The sequence below is a fragment of the Flavobacterium lotistagni genome, from assembly GCF_011392125.1.
GTDB lineage: Bacteria > Bacteroidota > Bacteroidia > Flavobacteriales > Flavobacteriaceae > Flavobacterium > Flavobacterium lotistagni.
Genome location: NZ_JAAJBU010000001.1, coordinates 451,489 through 465,893 on the forward strand (window position 1 = coordinate 451,489; position 14,405 = coordinate 465,893).

Below are 14,405 nucleotides of genomic sequence, written 5' to 3' on the forward strand. Positions count from 1 at the left end.
AATATCATGAAAACTTTAAAATCCCTAGCATTCTTATTATCAGTTGCAACAATATTTACTTCATGTAGTAGTGACAACGATTCTTCTCCGGTTAATGAAGAAGAACTCATCACCACCATCACTGTCGTTTATACTCCTGAAGGCGGCGGATCGACCATTACATTGGAGTCAAAAGATTTAGACGGCGACGGACCTGATGCACCCGTGATTTCGGTTTCAGGCCCATTCGCTCAAAATACCACTTATCAAGGTGTAGTAAGTTTTAAAAACGAGTCTGTCAACCCTGCGGAAGATATTACTGAAGAAATCGTTAATGAAGCTGAAGACCATCAGATTTTCTACCAAAAAACCGGAACGCTGAACAACTTCACCTACGCCAGCGATGCCGAGAACTTAGATGCTAACGGGAAACCTATCGGGTTAAAAAGTGTTTTTACTACCACCAATTCTGCAAGCGGTACTCTAAAAATAACATTGATTCATTTGCCTAACAAATCGGCTGCTGGTGTTTCTGACGGAGACATTACCAATGCTGGTGGAAGCCCAGACGCTGAAGCCATATTTAATATTACAGTAAATTAATTCACTGTTCTATCTCATAGAAAGGCTATTCTGAAAAGGATAGCTTTTTTTATGCTTGTCAAAAAAATCCACTTAGACTAAGAGCCGTCAACTAGCGATAAATTTCCGGATGATTCGATTGAACAACCGATAACCTAATCGGGCGCGCAAGATTTTCATTGCCTGAGCATCAAAACCAATAGAGTATCTTCTGAAACTTTGCTGCGGATTTTCGGCAATTTCTAGTAATTTATGGGTGATTTTTCTCGTAAGATTTTTGTTCTTAGCACTTTTCTCTTGCAAGGTTTGGGTGATTTTTTCCATCAAACGGTTGTAAGAAGCGATACTGGAAACATCTGATTTTGCGGCGTTATTTTGGAAATTAGTAGGAGCATTACCAAACTGCACGGTCGCTACTGAAATATTGAAATCCAGCAGTTCGTAGGCCATACATTCTGAAAAACTCTCCACAGCTTGTTTGGTGGAATGGTAAAAACTGCCCAGCGGCAAATTGACCAAACCGGCAATTGAAGAAATATTGATAATCTGACCACAACCCTGTTCTCTGAAAATTGGAATAAAAGCGCGCGCCATCTTCACCACACCAAGCCAATTAATACTGACGATTCTCTCAAGGTTTTGATCATCTGAAAGCTCTACAAAACTGCGGTACCCAACGCCAGCATTGTTAATCAATACATCGATTGTAGGGAAAGTCTGAAGAATAGCTCTCTTGGCTTTTTCAATGCTTTCAGTACAGGTAACATCAAGCTCATAACAGGAAATGTTTGGCACTTCTTTAATTGAATGACTTTCATCCAATGCTATCATCGTGGCGATAACCTGCCAGCCATTGTTTGCAAAATGCAATGCTGTTGCCTTGCCGATGCCACTAGAAGCACCTGTAATTAAAACCGTTTTCATACATTGGAATCAGGTCGCGAATATAGGATAATTTCAAAATCGAAAGCGGAAACTTTAATATAGAGATATCAACAATTAATTAAGAAAAAATATTAATTATTATTTGTTCAAGCTGTTTTTTAAAGAAAACAAATGATTACTTTAGGATTTAAATTATCGTTTAACCAATTCGTAAGTTTATGAATTCACAGTTTACTACACTTGTTCGCATTACACTAGGGATTTTGCTGGTTGTTTTCGGCAGCAATAAATTCTTGCATTTTATTCCGATGCCACCGCCTACTGGTTCTGCTGCGGATTTTATGAATTCATTGGGCGCTACCGGTTATATTTTTCCTGTTGTAGGAATTTTGGAAGTACTTATCGGAGCGATGTTACTCTTGAAAAGGTGGGTAGCCTTTGCCTTAATATTACTCGCCCCGATTTCCATTAACATTTTGCTTTTTCATTTGTTTTTGGACATTCCCGGGTTGGGCGCAGCATTAGTCGTAGCACTGCTCAACGGCATTCTGATTTACAAACATTGGAAACAGTATACGCCGCTGTTCCAATAAGAAATTAAAAAACGCCTAATGATTTGTTAGGCGTTTTTATTTAATACTCCAGCTTTACTGCACGCATATTCCTGAGGATTCGACCCTTTCGCCGCTCGGTATAGGCAGAGGAATTGGTCGCTTTGAATTTTCGCGGATTCGGAAGTATGGCAGCTATTCCGGCCGCTTCTCTGGCAGACAAAGCTACAGCACTTTCTCTGTACCAATATTTAGATGCGGCTTCTATACCATATACCCCGTCGCCCATTTCGATGCTGTTCAGATAAACTTCCATGATGCGCTCTTTACCCCAAACGAGTTCTATGAGAACCGTAAAGTAGGCTTCAAGACCTTTGCGGAGATAACTGCGCCCTTGCCAGAGAAAAACGTTTTTGGCGGTTTGCTGAGAAATCGTGCTTCCGCCACGGAGTTTTTTCCCTTTTTCGTTGCTTTTCATTGCCTTTTCAATGGCTTTGAAATCGAATCCGTGATGGGTTAGAAAATTCGCATCCTCACTAGCAATCACCGCCTTTTGCATGTTGGTGGAGATTTCTTCAATCGGCACCCAATCATGGCTACAAACCATCTCTTTGTTGTCTAGTTTGTTTTCAATCGCTCGAATGACCATCAATGGTGTAGAAGGAATCGGCACCCATTTAAAAATTAAAACCGAAAGCACCGAAATCACAAAAAACCACAACAAGACTTTTCCAGCGATGCGTACTAACTTTTTTATCATATCCTTTAAATTAAATCTGCCAATTCAGCACCGATTAAACTGCCAATTGCTACGCCCATGCCTCCGAGTCTTACACCACAATATACACGATCGGACAATTGTGTTACAACAGGATTTTTACTCGAGCCCAAACCCATAATACCACTCCAACGATGCTCAATTTTGAATTCGGTTTCGGGTAGAATAACTTCTTTTAAAAGCTGCTCCAATCGGTGTTGTATCGGCTCGGTTTGTCCGAACTCGGTGGTTGTTTCACCTTGAAAATCTAGGTTTCGTCCACCGCCCAGTAAAATTCTGTTGCCGATATTCCTGAAATAATAGTAGCCTCGATCAATGTGGAAAGTTCCTTTAATATCCAAACCTTCAATGGGTTCAGTGATTAAAACTTGCGCGCGAGCCGGTTTTACTTCTTGATGAATGATTTGTGAGGCAAAACCATTAGTGGCAAACAGCAGTTTTTTGGTGCTAAAACTAAAATCGTCTATAGCAACAGTAACACCATCTTGCGTTTCATGATAGGCCGTCACAGTTTGCTTGTTCAAGATTAAAATGTCTTTGGAAACCACCTCTTTGAGCAAAGCTTGCATTGTATTTCCAGTATCGATTTGCGCTTCGAACGGATTAAAAATTAAATATTCTTCGATGCCTCGAAAGTGAAAACGATCGATTTCCTTGGCAAATACTTCAGTTTTAAAAATCGGTTTTAGAATTTCATTGATGAAGGGCAATTTCTGCAGACATTCTTGATAAAACAATTCATCTTCTTTCAGGAACAATTCATATCCGCCATAAGGCTTATAATCTATAGAGGCATCACCCAAACGTTTGCGCAGTATTTGCAAGCCATTCCAACGCTTTTGCACTAATTGAATGATTTCTTCTTCTGAGTGGTTTTTTAAGTCATCGAGAATCTCCGAAACACTTCCAAAACATGCGAAACCAGCATTTTTGGTACTCGCCCCTTGCGGCAGAACGCCTTTCTCCAAGATTAGAATTTTACTTTCTGGAAAACGCTCACGCAACCTCAGAGCCGCATGCAAGCCGACAATACCGCTGCCGACAATGGTATAGTCAACATTAGTGAACCAATTTTTGATTTCCCAGTAGCTTAAATCCATGTTCATAATTTCTATAAAAGTAGTTTTTATCTGTTTCAAATGTAAATCGGATATAGTAATTCTTGCAATTTTAAACACCCAATTTCATTAATTGTAAGAAAACATTTTAAAACATAGAAAATCCGCATTTATTTTTCTAAATTCTTGCTTAATTGTTCATAACCTCTTGTGTTTATCGATTAATGGTATAAAAATAATTCTACATTTGAAGCCGATTTAACCAAAATTCAAATTATGAAAAACAGATTACTCTCGATTGCTATGATGGCGATCACGAGCTTTTCCTTTGCCCAAGCCGGAAAAGCAGTATGGAAAGCTACTGCCAAAGACCCAAACGCAGTAACTTTTGCAAACAAGCAAAGTATCTTAAGCCCCAGGTTGTTCACATTAGACATCAACCAGCTCAAACAAACCCTGAACAGCGCACCTAAGAGGTTTGCATCTAACGTCCAATCAAATGTGGTGGTTGCCTTCCCGAATGCGCAAGGTCAAATGGAAAGTTTCCGCGTGAAAGAATCCTCAAATATGGACCCTGAACTTGCAGCACGTTACCCTGACATTAAATCTTATATCGGGCAAGGTATTGAAAATCCTGGCTCAAGTATTTACTTCAGTATATCTCCACTCGGATTACAAACCATGGTGATTAAAGCAGATCAATCGGCGGAATTCATAGAACCTTATACAACTGATTTGAGCAGTTATGCCGTTTATAGAAAGTCTGATAAAGCGGCTTCATTAGACCGTTTTGAGTGCCGTATGATTGATGTGGTTCACGATGAAATCAGAACCGAAGCAGCTCGCCCAAATGCGGATGATGCCACCTTGAGAACTTTCCGTTTGGCTATGTCTGTAACAGGAGAATATACTGCTTATTTTGGCGGAACCAAGGCACTTGCTTTAGCGGCAATCAACAATACGATGACGCGCGTCAATGGTGTTTTTGAAAAAGATTTCGGAGCCAGAATGGTTTTGATTGCTAACACGGATACCGTAATTTACACCACAGCTTCCTCAGACCCTTATTCTGCAGCGGCTACTGGAGCCAATGGCGCATGGAACCAAGAATTGCAAACTACCCTAACCAATAATATCGGCAACGCCAATTATGATGTAGGACATTTGTTCGGAGCTTCTGGAGGTGGTGGTAACGCTGGCTGTATTGGTTGTATTTGTACCAATCCTACTGCTTCGGTTCCGCTAGGTAAAGGAAGTGGATTTACTTCTCCGGCTGATGGTATTCCGTCGGGAGATAATTTCGATATCGATTATGTTGCACATGAGTTAGGTCATCAATTCGGTGCCAATCATACTTTTACGCACAGCAACGAAGGCACAGGTGTTCAGATGGAGCCTGGAAGCGGTTCGACCATTATGGGTTATGCCGGAATTACTTCGGTTGATGTTCAACCACACTCGGACCCTTATTTCCACGCGATAAGCATCCAGCAAGTCACTAACAATATCAAAGCTAAAACTTGTTCAGTAAACACTGCCACAGGAAATGCTATCCCGACGGCTAATGCAGGTTTAGATTATACCATACCGAAGAGTACGCCTTTCATGTTGACCGGAACTGCAACCGATGCTAATGGTGATATCTTAAATTATGCTTGGGAACAAATGGACGCACAAAGTAATGCCACTGCGCCCAGCGCAACCAAAACCAGCGGAGTAAACTTCAGATCGTATAACCCAACGACTTCACCAACTAGATATCTTCCAAGAATGGCTTCAGTTTTAACTGGCGCTACCACAACTGCTGGAAGCGAGCTGACCGTTGAAGCATTACCTTCTGTTGCTAGAACCATGAATTTCAGATTTACCGTTCGCGACAACCGCGCCGGAGGACCAGCCAACAATAGTGACGACATGATTGTAACGGTAAACGCCACAGCAGGACCATTCAGCGTAAGTTCGCCAAACACCGCAGTTTCTTATGCCGGAAACAGCACCCAAACAATTACATGGGCAGTTGCAGGAACAACGGCAAACGGAGTTAACTGTGCCAATGTTGACATCTTGTTATCGACAGATGGCGGAAACACATGGAACATGCTTTTGGCTGCAACACCGAATGACGGAACTCAAGCAGTGACTATTCCTAACACACCAGGAACCACCAACCGTATCATGGTAAAAGGAACCAACCATATTTTCTTTGACGTATCCAATTCGAACTTTACCATCACTGCTGGGTCAACCGATACTGTAGCCCCAACGGCCCCAACTTTAGCAGCTTCAGGCACGACCCAAACTACTACTTCATTGTCTTGGTCTGGTGCCACTGACAACGTAGCGGTAATCGGATATGACGTCTATAAAGATGGTGTTTTATTGGGCTCAACAGCATCGACTTCTTATGCTGTAAGTGGCTTAACTGCTTCTACTACGTACGTATTTACCGTAAAAGCTAAAGATGCTGCCGGAAATGTTTCGGCGGCGAGCAATGCGGTTTCAGTGACCACTTTAGCACCAATTGTAGACACGACTGCCCCATCGGCTCCGACTAATTTAGCTGCGGCCGGAACAACAGCGACCGCTACCAACTTGAGCTGGACAGCTTCAACAGATAACGTCGGTGTGACTGGTTATGATGTTTATCAAAACAGCGTTTTCAGAGCGACAGTAACTACAACATCATATGCTGCGACTGGTCTGACTGCGGCTACTGCTTATTCGTTTTATGTGATTGCTAAAGATGCTGCCGGAAATAGTTCTGTGGCGAGCAACACGGTAAATGTGACAACTTTAACAGCTTCTTTGAACTATTGCGCATCACAAGGCAACAGTACGGCAGATGAGAAGATTGGTAAAGTCGTTTTCGGAACCATCAACAACACCTCAACCGGAACAGCCGGTTATGAGAATTTTACAGCTATTGCAACCAACGCAACGCGCGGATCTGCTTATACTATTACAATTACTCCAAGCTGGACTTCAAGCACTTACGCTGAAGGATATGCAGTGTTTATCGACTACAACCAAGATGGCGATTTCACTGATGCAGGAGAAACCGTCTGGACTAAAACTGCTTCAACAACAACACCTGTTAGCGGATCAATCACAATTCCTGCGACGGCAACATTAGGGGCAACTAGAATGCGAGTTTCGATGAAATATAATGCTGTTCCTACTTCTTGTGAAACTTTCTCATATGGACAAGTAGAAGATTATACAGTAAACATTCAAGCCGGTGTTCCGGATACCGTTGCTCCTTCTGCGCCAACAAACCTAACTGCATCGGGAACAACAGCCACGACGACTAATTTGAGCTGGACTGCGGCTACAGACAATGTGGGTATAAGCGGCTACGATGTATATCAGAACGGTGTTTTCAGAGCTAGCGCCACAACCAATTCGTACGCGGTGACCGGTTTAACTGCTGCAACCACTTATTCCTTTTATATCATTGCAAAAGATGCTGCAGGAAACAGTTCAACTGCGAGCAACACGGCAAACGTAACTACGTTGACTACGACAGTAAGCTACTGTACTTCGCAAGGCAACAGCACTGCCGATGAAAGAATCGGAAAAGTTGTTTTAGGCACCATCAATAACACGTCAACCGGAACGACTGGTTACGAAAACTTTACCTCGCTATCAACCAACGCGACAAGAGGAACCGCTTACACTATTACGATTACTCCAAGCTGGACCAGTACCGTTTATTCAGAAGGTTACGCGGTATTTATAGATTACAATAAAGATGGTGATTTTGCCGATGCCGGAGAAACTGTTTGGACTAAAACCGCGTCTAAAACGACACCTGTTAGCGGAACATTTACAATTCCGGCTACTGCTACTTTAGGTGCTACCAGAATGCGTGTATCGATGAAATACAATGGAGTGCCAACAGCTTGTGAAGCTTTTTCATACGGACAAGTAGAAGATTATACTATCAACATTACTTCGACCGCGAGAGAAGTCGAAAATAATAGCGCGTTGACAGTACAAGTTTATCCAAACCCAGTAAGTGGCAATGAACTACATGTTTCAGGGGTTGAAAATGCGAGCTATAGAGTGTTTTCGCTTCTAGGACAAGAAATGGCTAAAGGCTTTATCGTAGAGGAAACTATCCCGGTTTCGAATATCGCCGCCGGAACCTATTTGCTAGAAGTGACCAGCAACGGACAATCCGTAGTAAAACGCTTTATTAAAAAATAATTCAAAACCCAATTTTTATAGAAAGGCCACTTCATTTAATGGAGTGGCTTTTTGTTTTTGGACAAATAATATCCGAGCGCTTTTTGAATCTCAGCTCCTCTTGAAAATATTAATCAAATTCCATCTGAATTAAAGCCATAAAAAAAGCCCCACCATGAAAGTGAGGCTTTTTAATCATAATCTTTATTATTCTGTATCGTTCATTTTGAAAGATTCCATGAACTTGGTTGTATAGTTTCCAGCGACATAATCCGGCTCGTCCATTAATTGGCGGTGGAACGGAATGGTGGTTTTTACGCCTTCAATGTAAAACTCGTCTAAAGCGCGCTTCATTTTGTTAATGGCTTCTTCACGAGTTTGTGCCGTTGTAATGAGTTTGGCAATCATCGAATCGTAGTTAGGCGGAATTGTATAGCCTGCGTATACGTGCGTATCCAAACGAACCCCATGGCCTCCCGGCGCGTGCAATACCGTAATTTTTCCTGGTGATGGCCTGAAATCATTATATGGATCTTCAGCGTTGATGCGACATTCAATCGAGTGCAATTGTGGTAAATAATTTTTTCCAGAAATCGGAATACCGGCGGCCACCAAAATTTGTTCGCGAATCAAGTCGTAATCAATGACTTGTTCGGTAATCGGATGCTCAACTTGGATTCTTGTATTCATCTCCATGAAGTAGAAGTTGCGGTGTTTATCAACCAAAAATTCCACTGTTCCAGCGCCCTCATATTTGATGTATTCTGCAGCTTTTACAGCTGCTTCACCCATACGCGTGCGCAAATCATCGGTCATGAACGGCGACGGTGTTTCTTCAGTCAGTTTTTGGTGACGGCGTTGTACCGAACAATCTCTTTCTGATAAGTGACAAGCTTTTCCGTATGCATCACCCACAACTTGAATTTCAATATGACGTGGCTCTTCGATAAGTTTTTCCATGTACATTCCATCGTTACCAAAGGCAGCACCGGCTTCCATTCTGGCGCTTTCCCAAGCTTTTTGAAGGTCCTCGGCTTTCCAAACGGCGCGCATTCCTTTTCCGCCACCTCCGGCAGTAGCCTTGAGCATTACCGGATAACCCATTTCTTTGGCAATTTTAGCGGCTTCTTCAAAAGATTCCAAAATACCATCAGAACCCGGAACACAAGGAACACCTGCCGCTTTCATGGTAGCTTTTGCAGTGGCCTTATCTCCCATTTTTTCAATCATTTCCGGAGAAGCACCAATGAATTTGATACCGTGCTCTTGACAGATTTTCGAGAACTTAGCGTTTTCAGATAAAAACCCATAACCTGGATGGATAGCATCGGCATTGGTAATTTCGGCTGCAGCAATAATGTTTGACATCTTTAAGTACGAAAGATTACTCGGCGGCGGCCCAATACAAACGGCTTCGTCGGCAAACTTTACGTGAAGGCTTTCTGCATCAGCAGTAGAATAAACCGCTACGGTTTTGATTCCCATCTCACGGCAAGTACGAATCACACGCAATGCTATTTCGCCTCGGTTCGCGATTAATATTTTTTTAAACATCTCTATATAATTTTAAATGTTGAATTATAAATTTTAAATTCTTCGAATAACTAAAAATATAGCATTCAAAATTTAGCATTTAAAATAATTTATGATGGATCAACTAAGAATAAAGGCTGGTCGAATTCTACTGGTGACATATCGTCAACTAAAATCTTGACAATTTTTCCAGCAACTTCAGATTCAATTTCGTTGAAAAGTTTCATTGCTTCAATCACGCATAGTACGTCTCCTTTGGAAATTGTGGCGCCTACTTCCACAAAAACGGGCTTGTCTGGTGCTGGTTTTCTGTAGAATGTTCCGATAATAGGCGATTTTACAGTGATGTATTTAGAAGTGTCATCTGCGGCTGGAGCAGCAGGAGCAGCAGGAGCAGCAGGAGCTGGAGCGGCGGCTACCGGAGCAGCTTGTGGCAAAGCTTGTTGAATGGGCGCTTGTTGCACATATGTGATTTCAGGTGTGCTTCCTTCGACCGTGGTTTTGATGGTGATTTTGATATCGCCTGTTTCCAATTTCACTTCGGCCACGCCTGAATTAGATACAAACTTGATAAGGTTTTGAATTTCTTTTAAATCCATAATATTCGTTTTTAATTTAGTGTTATTGTTTGTCGTACGCCCATTTGAGGTAAATCGAACCCCAAGTAAATCCGCCGCCAAAAGCAGCAAAAATAAGATTGTCGCCTTTTTTGAATTTATGCTCAAAATCATTCATGAGCAAAGGCAAAGTGCCTGAAGTGGTGTTTCCGTATTTCTCGATATTAATCAATACCTTGCTTTCGTCGAGTTCCATTCTGGCCGCAGTAGCGTCGATGATTCTGCGGTTGGCTTGATGGGCTAATAGCCAATCTACAGTGTCTTTGGTCAAGTTATTTCTTTGCATGATTTTCTCACTCACATCGGCCATTCCAGTTACAGCATATTTAAACACGGTTTTACCATCCTGAAAAACGTAATGCTGACGGTTTTCAACTGTTTCTTTAGAAGCTGGAAGCATAGATCCGCCAGCATCAATCTTAAGATACTCACGACCAATACCATCGCTTCTTAAGTATTCATCCTGAAAACCAAGACCTTCGTAGTTTGGCTCAAAAAGTACAGCTCCAGCTCCATCGCCAAAAATAATGCAAGTCGCACGGTCAGTATAATCGATAATCGATGACATCTTATCGGCACCTATTAAAAGCACCTTTTTGTAACGCCCAGATTGAATGTACGCTGAAGCCGCAGACATTCCATACAAAAATCCGGAACAGGCAGCTTGGATATCAAAAGCAAATGCATTAACCGCTCCGATTTGAGTAGCCACATAGACGGAAGTTGCTGCAACGGGCATATCAGGCGTTGTGGTAGAAACCAGTACAGCATCGATTTCTGCAGGGTCGACTCCGCTTTTTCGAATTAATTCTTCGGCAGCCTTGATACACATGTAGGAAGTGCCCAGCTTGTCGCCTTTGAGGATTCTTCTTTCTTTGATTCCCGTTCGGGTAGTGATCCATTCGTCATTGGTATCAACGAGGGTTTCCAGAATTTGATTAGTGAGCACATAATCCGGAACATAAGCGCCAACAGCGGTAATAGCGGCCGTAATTGTATTCATAAGTCTCGATTAATTTATTAAATGCACTGAATTTAATAAAGGGTGGAAATTACAAAAAATAATAAAACAAAGCCTTTTTTGGGATGGGCTTATTTCTAATAAATATAAACAACAAAAAACTCCCACATTTGGTGAGAGTTCAGTTGTAATTCATGGGATTTAATTACGCAAGCGCAACCGGCGATTTGTCAATCACTACTTGGCCTCTGTAGTACATTTTGCCTTCATGCCAGTACGCTCTGTGGTACAAATGCGCTTCTCCAGTTACTGGGCAAGTAGCAATTTGAGCTACGGTTGCTTTGTAATGCGTTCTTCTTTTATCTCTTCTGGTTTTGGAGACTTTTCTCTTAGGATGTGCCATTTTACTGTATTATTTATCCGTTAATAGTTTCTTTAGTTGGTCCCAGCGCGGGTCCGTTTCTTCTTCTTTTATTTGTTGCTTCTGATGATTAACGGATAGTTCCTTTAATTTATCAAGAGCAGGTGTTTGCAATGTGCCGTCTTTAATCCCCGGATGTACTTTTTTGCTTGGAACCGACAATACGATCATTTCGTAAATGTATTGTTTGATATCGATTTGATATTCTCCGTGCGGCAAAATCAGCAATTCTTCGTTGTCGTTGTTGAACTGCTCTCCGAACTGCACTACCAGCCTGATTTTCCCTTTGATAGGTAAATCAAAAAGCTCTCCGGTCAAGTCACAAGGCACTTTTACAGTTCCTTGGTGCTTGAAGCCAAGCTCCATCAGCGTGGTTTTTTTCTCCAGAGTTATGTTGACTTTGATTTGAGAATCTTCAAATTCATCATAATCAAAATCCTCAAAGAACGATTGGCTAATTTGATATTCAAATTGATGCTTGCCCAACTTCAATCCCACAAATGGAATTAAAAATTCATTTAACTGCTTCATTACAACAACAATTTGACCGAGCGATTCGGGAGCGCAAAGATATAAAATAATTGAACATTCAAAACTCTTGAATGATTTTTTTTAGCGATTATTTTTCTCGAGCTGTTTTTCCTTAATTTTCATCGGATTTCGGCTAATCTCCTGATGCTGAATCCTAGAATGAAACACATCGATCGCCAGGTAAACCGCTTCTTTGAACGAATTGTGGTCTGCCATTCCTTTTCCTGCAATATCGTAGGCCGTTCCATGATCGGGTGAAGTCCTGATTTTATCGAGCCCGGCGGTATAATTCACCCCTTTGCCAAACGACAAGGTTTTAAAAGGAATTAAGCCTTGGTCATGATAAGCCGCAATGACCGCGTCGAACTTTTCATATTGATTGCTTCCGAAAAACCCATCCGCTGGAAAAGGCCCAAAAACCAGACTGCCTTTGGAAAACAAATCGCGAATGACCGGCATCATCACCTCAACTTCTTCCTTGCCAATCACACCATTGTCGCCACTGTGCGGATTGAGCCCTAACACAGCAATTTTAGGTTTGTTGATACCAAAATCCTGAACAAGCGTTTGGCGAACCGTTTCTATTTTCTTTCTGATGAGCTCTGGCGTAAGTTGTTTGGCAACTTCATTCACCGGAACATGATCGGTAAGCAATCCGACGCGAAGATTGTCCTGCACCATGAGCATAAGCGCATTGCCTTCGAGTTCCTGATTTAAATAATCTGTATGCCCAGGAAACTTGAACTCTTCAGATTGTATGTTGTATTTATTGATGGGTGCGGTAACTAAAACATCGACTAAACCTTCTTTTAAGGCTTGGGTTGCCGCTGTGAAAGATTTGATGGCATACTTTCCGACATTTTCATCATTGACCCCAAAATTCAACTCAACGCTTTCTTTCCAAAGGTTCAGCACGTTGATTTTTCCGGGAACGATTTGGCTGAGTTGGTCGATTCCGTGAAGCATCGAAGTAGATTCGAACGTTTTTTTGACAAACGACAAGATCTTGACATTGGCAAAAATAACCGGCGTACAGCATTCCAGCATCCGAGAATCTTCGAAAGTTTTCAGAACGACTTCGCTCCCGATTCCGTTCAAATCCCCGATAGAAATTCCGACGATGATATTTTCTGCTCTTTTCATGCGCTGTGGTTATTTATTGCTAATTTTGACGGGCAAATTTAGTAAAATAAAACCAGAATGTTTACAGGAATTATCGAAACCCTTGGCTCCATTGAAGAGATCAAAAAAAAGGGGCAAAATCTTGACTTTACGATAGCTTCCGGCTTAACTGGCGAGCTCAAGATAGACCAAAGCGTGGCACATAACGGGGTTTGTCTTACCGTCGTTGCCATTAAGGAAGACCACTATACGGTTACGGCCATTCACGAAACCATTTTGAAAACCAACCTAAGCGATTGGAAAACGGGTGAAGTAGTAAATTTAGAACGAGCGATGAAACTCGGCGATCGGCTCGACGGGCATATCGTGCAAGGGCACGTAGATCAAACCGGAACCTGCAAAAGTATCGTCTCGGCTGAGGGAAGTTGGTATTTTACTTTTGAGTATAATCAGGGACAACAAAACATTACTATAGAGAAAGGGTCGATTACTGTGAATGGAGTTAGCCTGACAGTAGTAGATTCTAAAGCCAACGAGTTCAGTGTGGCGATTATACCCTATACTTTTGAACATACCAATTTTAAAAACCTGCAAATCGGTTCGCGGGTAAATTTAGAATTTGATGTGATTGGGAAATATGTGGCCCGATTGCACCAACTGCGCCAGTAAATACCTATAAAAAGAAAAAATCCGGTGTTATACCGGATTTTTTTTATGTTGTATGCGTTGATTGACTTTGTATAGACCGTATCCCAGAGCTGCCACTAATAGCAAAATGACACCACCGTCAATAGGAAGACCCGGTGGCGGAACTCCTGGCGGCGGTGGACCTTGTGGCGCTGCTGTAGCGTGAGCTCCGATAAGGAATATAATACTTAAAAATATTGCTGGGACAATTTTCATAGGTCGTAAAAGTAAATAAAAATTCCTTTCGTCAAAATTTTTTTCTCTTAATATTCAAAAACTCCCCATTGAGTACTAGAGGCTTTCCTATTTCTTAACTTTAAAATAATATTGAACTCAAATCCTCATCGTAAAAAGACCGATCATCTGAGTATCGAAAAAAAAGACCTTCGTCTGAAAGCCTTATTTTTTGTGGTCCCACTTGGAATCGAACCAAGCACCTACTGATTATGAGTCAGTTGCTCTAACCGAATGAGCTATAGGACCAAACTGCTTTGGGCAGCACTAAAAAGCGA

14 protein-coding genes and 1 tRNA gene are annotated in these 14,405 nt (G+C 41.8%); 4 read left to right on the plus strand and 11 right to left on the minus strand.

Features of this window, described 5'->3' with window-relative positions; genetic code table 11:
* Positions 1-6 precede the first annotated feature (6 nt).
* Positions 7-582 (plus strand): type 1 periplasmic binding fold superfamily protein, encoded by a 576-nt coding sequence (locus G4D82_RS01925; protein WP_166333873.1) that lies wholly within the window; start codon positions 7-9, stop codon positions 580-582.
* An 87-nt stretch (positions 583-669) separates the two neighbouring features.
* Here G4D82_RS01925 and G4D82_RS01930 read toward each other — a convergent pair whose 3' ends face one another.
* Complete coding sequence (locus G4D82_RS01930) at positions 670-1,485, minus strand: SDR family NAD(P)-dependent oxidoreductase (protein ID WP_166333875.1); 816 nt, start codon at positions 1,483-1,485, stop codon at positions 670-672.
* Between the two features lie 179 nt (positions 1,486-1,664).
* Here G4D82_RS01930 and G4D82_RS01935 point away from each other — a divergent pair, with 179 nt between their 5' ends.
* Positions 1,665-2,039 carry a DoxX family membrane protein gene (locus tag G4D82_RS01935; RefSeq protein WP_166333878.1) on the plus strand — a complete coding sequence of 125 codons (375 nt, stop codon included), beginning with the start codon at positions 1,665-1,667 and terminating at the stop codon, positions 2,037-2,039.
* A gap of 40 nt (positions 2,040-2,079) precedes the next feature.
* Here G4D82_RS01935 and mtgA read toward each other — a convergent pair whose 3' ends face one another.
* Both mtgA and G4D82_RS01945 read right to left on the minus strand, forming a co-directional pair.
* Positions 2,080-2,757 carry a monofunctional biosynthetic peptidoglycan transglycosylase gene (gene mtgA / locus G4D82_RS01940; protein ID WP_166333880.1) on the minus strand — a complete coding sequence of 226 codons (678 nt, stop codon included), beginning with the start codon at positions 2,755-2,757 and terminating at the stop codon, positions 2,080-2,082.
* A 5-nt stretch (positions 2,758-2,762) separates the two neighbouring features.
* Positions 2,763-3,875 carry an NAD(P)/FAD-dependent oxidoreductase gene (locus tag G4D82_RS01945; RefSeq protein WP_166333882.1) on the minus strand — a complete coding sequence of 371 codons (1,113 nt, stop codon included), beginning with the start codon at positions 3,873-3,875 and terminating at the stop codon, positions 2,763-2,765.
* Positions 3,876-4,109: 234 nt separating this feature from the next.
* Between G4D82_RS01945 and G4D82_RS01950 the strand changes: the two genes are divergently transcribed.
* Positions 4,110-8,042, plus strand: coding sequence for a reprolysin-like metallopeptidase (locus tag G4D82_RS01950; protein ID WP_235924283.1), 3,933 nt, complete (start codon positions 4,110-4,112; stop codon positions 8,040-8,042).
* A 186-nt stretch (positions 8,043-8,228) separates the two neighbouring features.
* Here the strand turns inward: G4D82_RS01950 and accC are convergent, their stop codons facing one another.
* The 6 genes from accC to pdxA all read right to left on the minus strand — a co-directional run bounded on the left by accC (position 8,229) and on the right by pdxA (position 13,227).
* Positions 8,229-9,575, minus strand: a complete 1,347-nt coding sequence (accC, locus tag G4D82_RS01955; RefSeq protein ID WP_166333885.1) for an acetyl-CoA carboxylase biotin carboxylase subunit — start codon at positions 9,573-9,575, stop codon at positions 8,229-8,231.
* An 89-nt stretch (positions 9,576-9,664) separates the two neighbouring features.
* On the minus strand, positions 9,665-10,153 hold the full coding sequence (gene accB / locus G4D82_RS01960; protein WP_166333887.1) for an acetyl-CoA carboxylase biotin carboxyl carrier protein: 489 nt from the start codon (positions 10,151-10,153) through the stop codon (positions 9,665-9,667).
* Between the two features lie 22 nt (positions 10,154-10,175).
* Positions 10,176-11,174 (minus strand): beta-ketoacyl-ACP synthase III, encoded by a 999-nt coding sequence (locus G4D82_RS01965; protein WP_166333889.1) that lies wholly within the window; start codon positions 11,172-11,174, stop codon positions 10,176-10,178.
* Between the two features lie 163 nt (positions 11,175-11,337).
* On the minus strand, positions 11,338-11,535 hold the full coding sequence (gene rpmF, locus G4D82_RS01970) for a 50S ribosomal protein L32 (RefSeq protein WP_166333891.1): 198 nt from the start codon (positions 11,533-11,535) through the stop codon (positions 11,338-11,340).
* A gap of 9 nt (positions 11,536-11,544) precedes the next feature.
* Positions 11,545-12,084, minus strand: coding sequence for a YceD family protein (locus G4D82_RS01975; protein WP_166333892.1), 540 nt, complete (start codon positions 12,082-12,084; stop codon positions 11,545-11,547).
* A gap of 81 nt (positions 12,085-12,165) precedes the next feature.
* A complete protein-coding gene (gene pdxA / locus G4D82_RS01980) occupies positions 12,166-13,227 on the minus strand; it encodes a 4-hydroxythreonine-4-phosphate dehydrogenase PdxA (RefSeq protein WP_166333893.1) in 1,062 nt (353 codons plus the stop codon).
* Positions 13,228-13,284: 57 nt separating this feature from the next.
* On the opposite strand from pdxA, the gene G4D82_RS01985 reads away from it, so the two are divergent.
* Positions 13,285-13,875 (plus strand): riboflavin synthase, encoded by a 591-nt coding sequence (locus G4D82_RS01985; RefSeq protein ID WP_166333895.1) that lies wholly within the window; start codon positions 13,285-13,287, stop codon positions 13,873-13,875.
* Between the two features lie 27 nt (positions 13,876-13,902).
* Here the strand turns inward: G4D82_RS01985 and G4D82_RS14555 are convergent, their stop codons facing one another.
* Together G4D82_RS14555 and G4D82_RS01990 are read right to left on the minus strand one after the other, a co-directional pair.
* Positions 13,903-14,109: a PID-CTERM protein-sorting domain-containing protein gene (locus tag G4D82_RS14555; protein WP_394352281.1), complete on the minus strand. Its 207-nt coding sequence runs from the start codon at positions 14,107-14,109 to the stop codon at positions 13,903-13,905.
* Positions 14,110-14,302: 193 nt separating this feature from the next.
* A tRNA-Ile gene (locus tag G4D82_RS01990) sits at positions 14,303-14,376 on the minus strand.
* Positions 14,377-14,405 lie beyond the last annotated feature (29 nt).

Coding starts and splice junctions, on each gene's coding strand:
- G4D82_RS01975 (WP_166333892.1), bottom strand. CDS start 12,084: ATGAAGCAGTTAAATGAATTTTTAATTCCATTTGTGGGATTGAAGTTG.
- G4D82_RS01945 (WP_166333882.1), bottom strand. CDS start 3,875: ATGGATTTAAGCTACTGGGAAATCAAAAATTGGTTCACTAATGTTGAC.
- accC (WP_166333885.1), bottom strand. CDS start 9,575: ATGTTTAAAAAAATATTAATCGCGAACCGAGGCGAAATAGCATTGCGT.
- G4D82_RS01935 (WP_166333878.1), top strand. CDS start 1,665: ATGAATTCACAGTTTACTACACTTGTTCGCATTACACTAGGGATTTTG.
- G4D82_RS01985 (WP_166333895.1), top strand. CDS start 13,285: ATGTTTACAGGAATTATCGAAACCCTTGGCTCCATTGAAGAGATCAAA.
- mtgA (WP_166333880.1), bottom strand. CDS start 2,757: ATGATAAAAAAGTTAGTACGCATCGCTGGAAAAGTCTTGTTGTGGTTT.
- G4D82_RS01965 (WP_166333889.1), bottom strand. CDS start 11,174: ATGAATACAATTACGGCCGCTATTACCGCTGTTGGCGCTTATGTTCCG.
- G4D82_RS14555 (WP_394352281.1), bottom strand. CDS start 14,109: ATGAAAATTGTCCCAGCAATATTTTTAAGTATTATATTCCTTATCGGA.
- accB (WP_166333887.1), bottom strand. CDS start 10,153: ATGGATTTAAAAGAAATTCAAAACCTTATCAAGTTTGTATCTAATTCA.
- G4D82_RS01925 (WP_166333873.1), top strand. CDS start 7: ATGAAAACTTTAAAATCCCTAGCATTCTTATTATCAGTTGCAACAATA.
- G4D82_RS01930 (WP_166333875.1), bottom strand. CDS start 1,485: ATGAAAACGGTTTTAATTACAGGTGCTTCTAGTGGCATCGGCAAGGCA.
- G4D82_RS01950 (WP_235924283.1), top strand. CDS start 4,110: ATGAAAAACAGATTACTCTCGATTGCTATGATGGCGATCACGAGCTTT.
- rpmF (WP_166333891.1), bottom strand. CDS start 11,535: ATGGCACATCCTAAGAGAAAAGTCTCCAAAACCAGAAGAGATAAAAGA.
- pdxA (WP_166333893.1), bottom strand. CDS start 13,227: ATGAAAAGAGCAGAAAATATCATCGTCGGAATTTCTATCGGGGATTTG.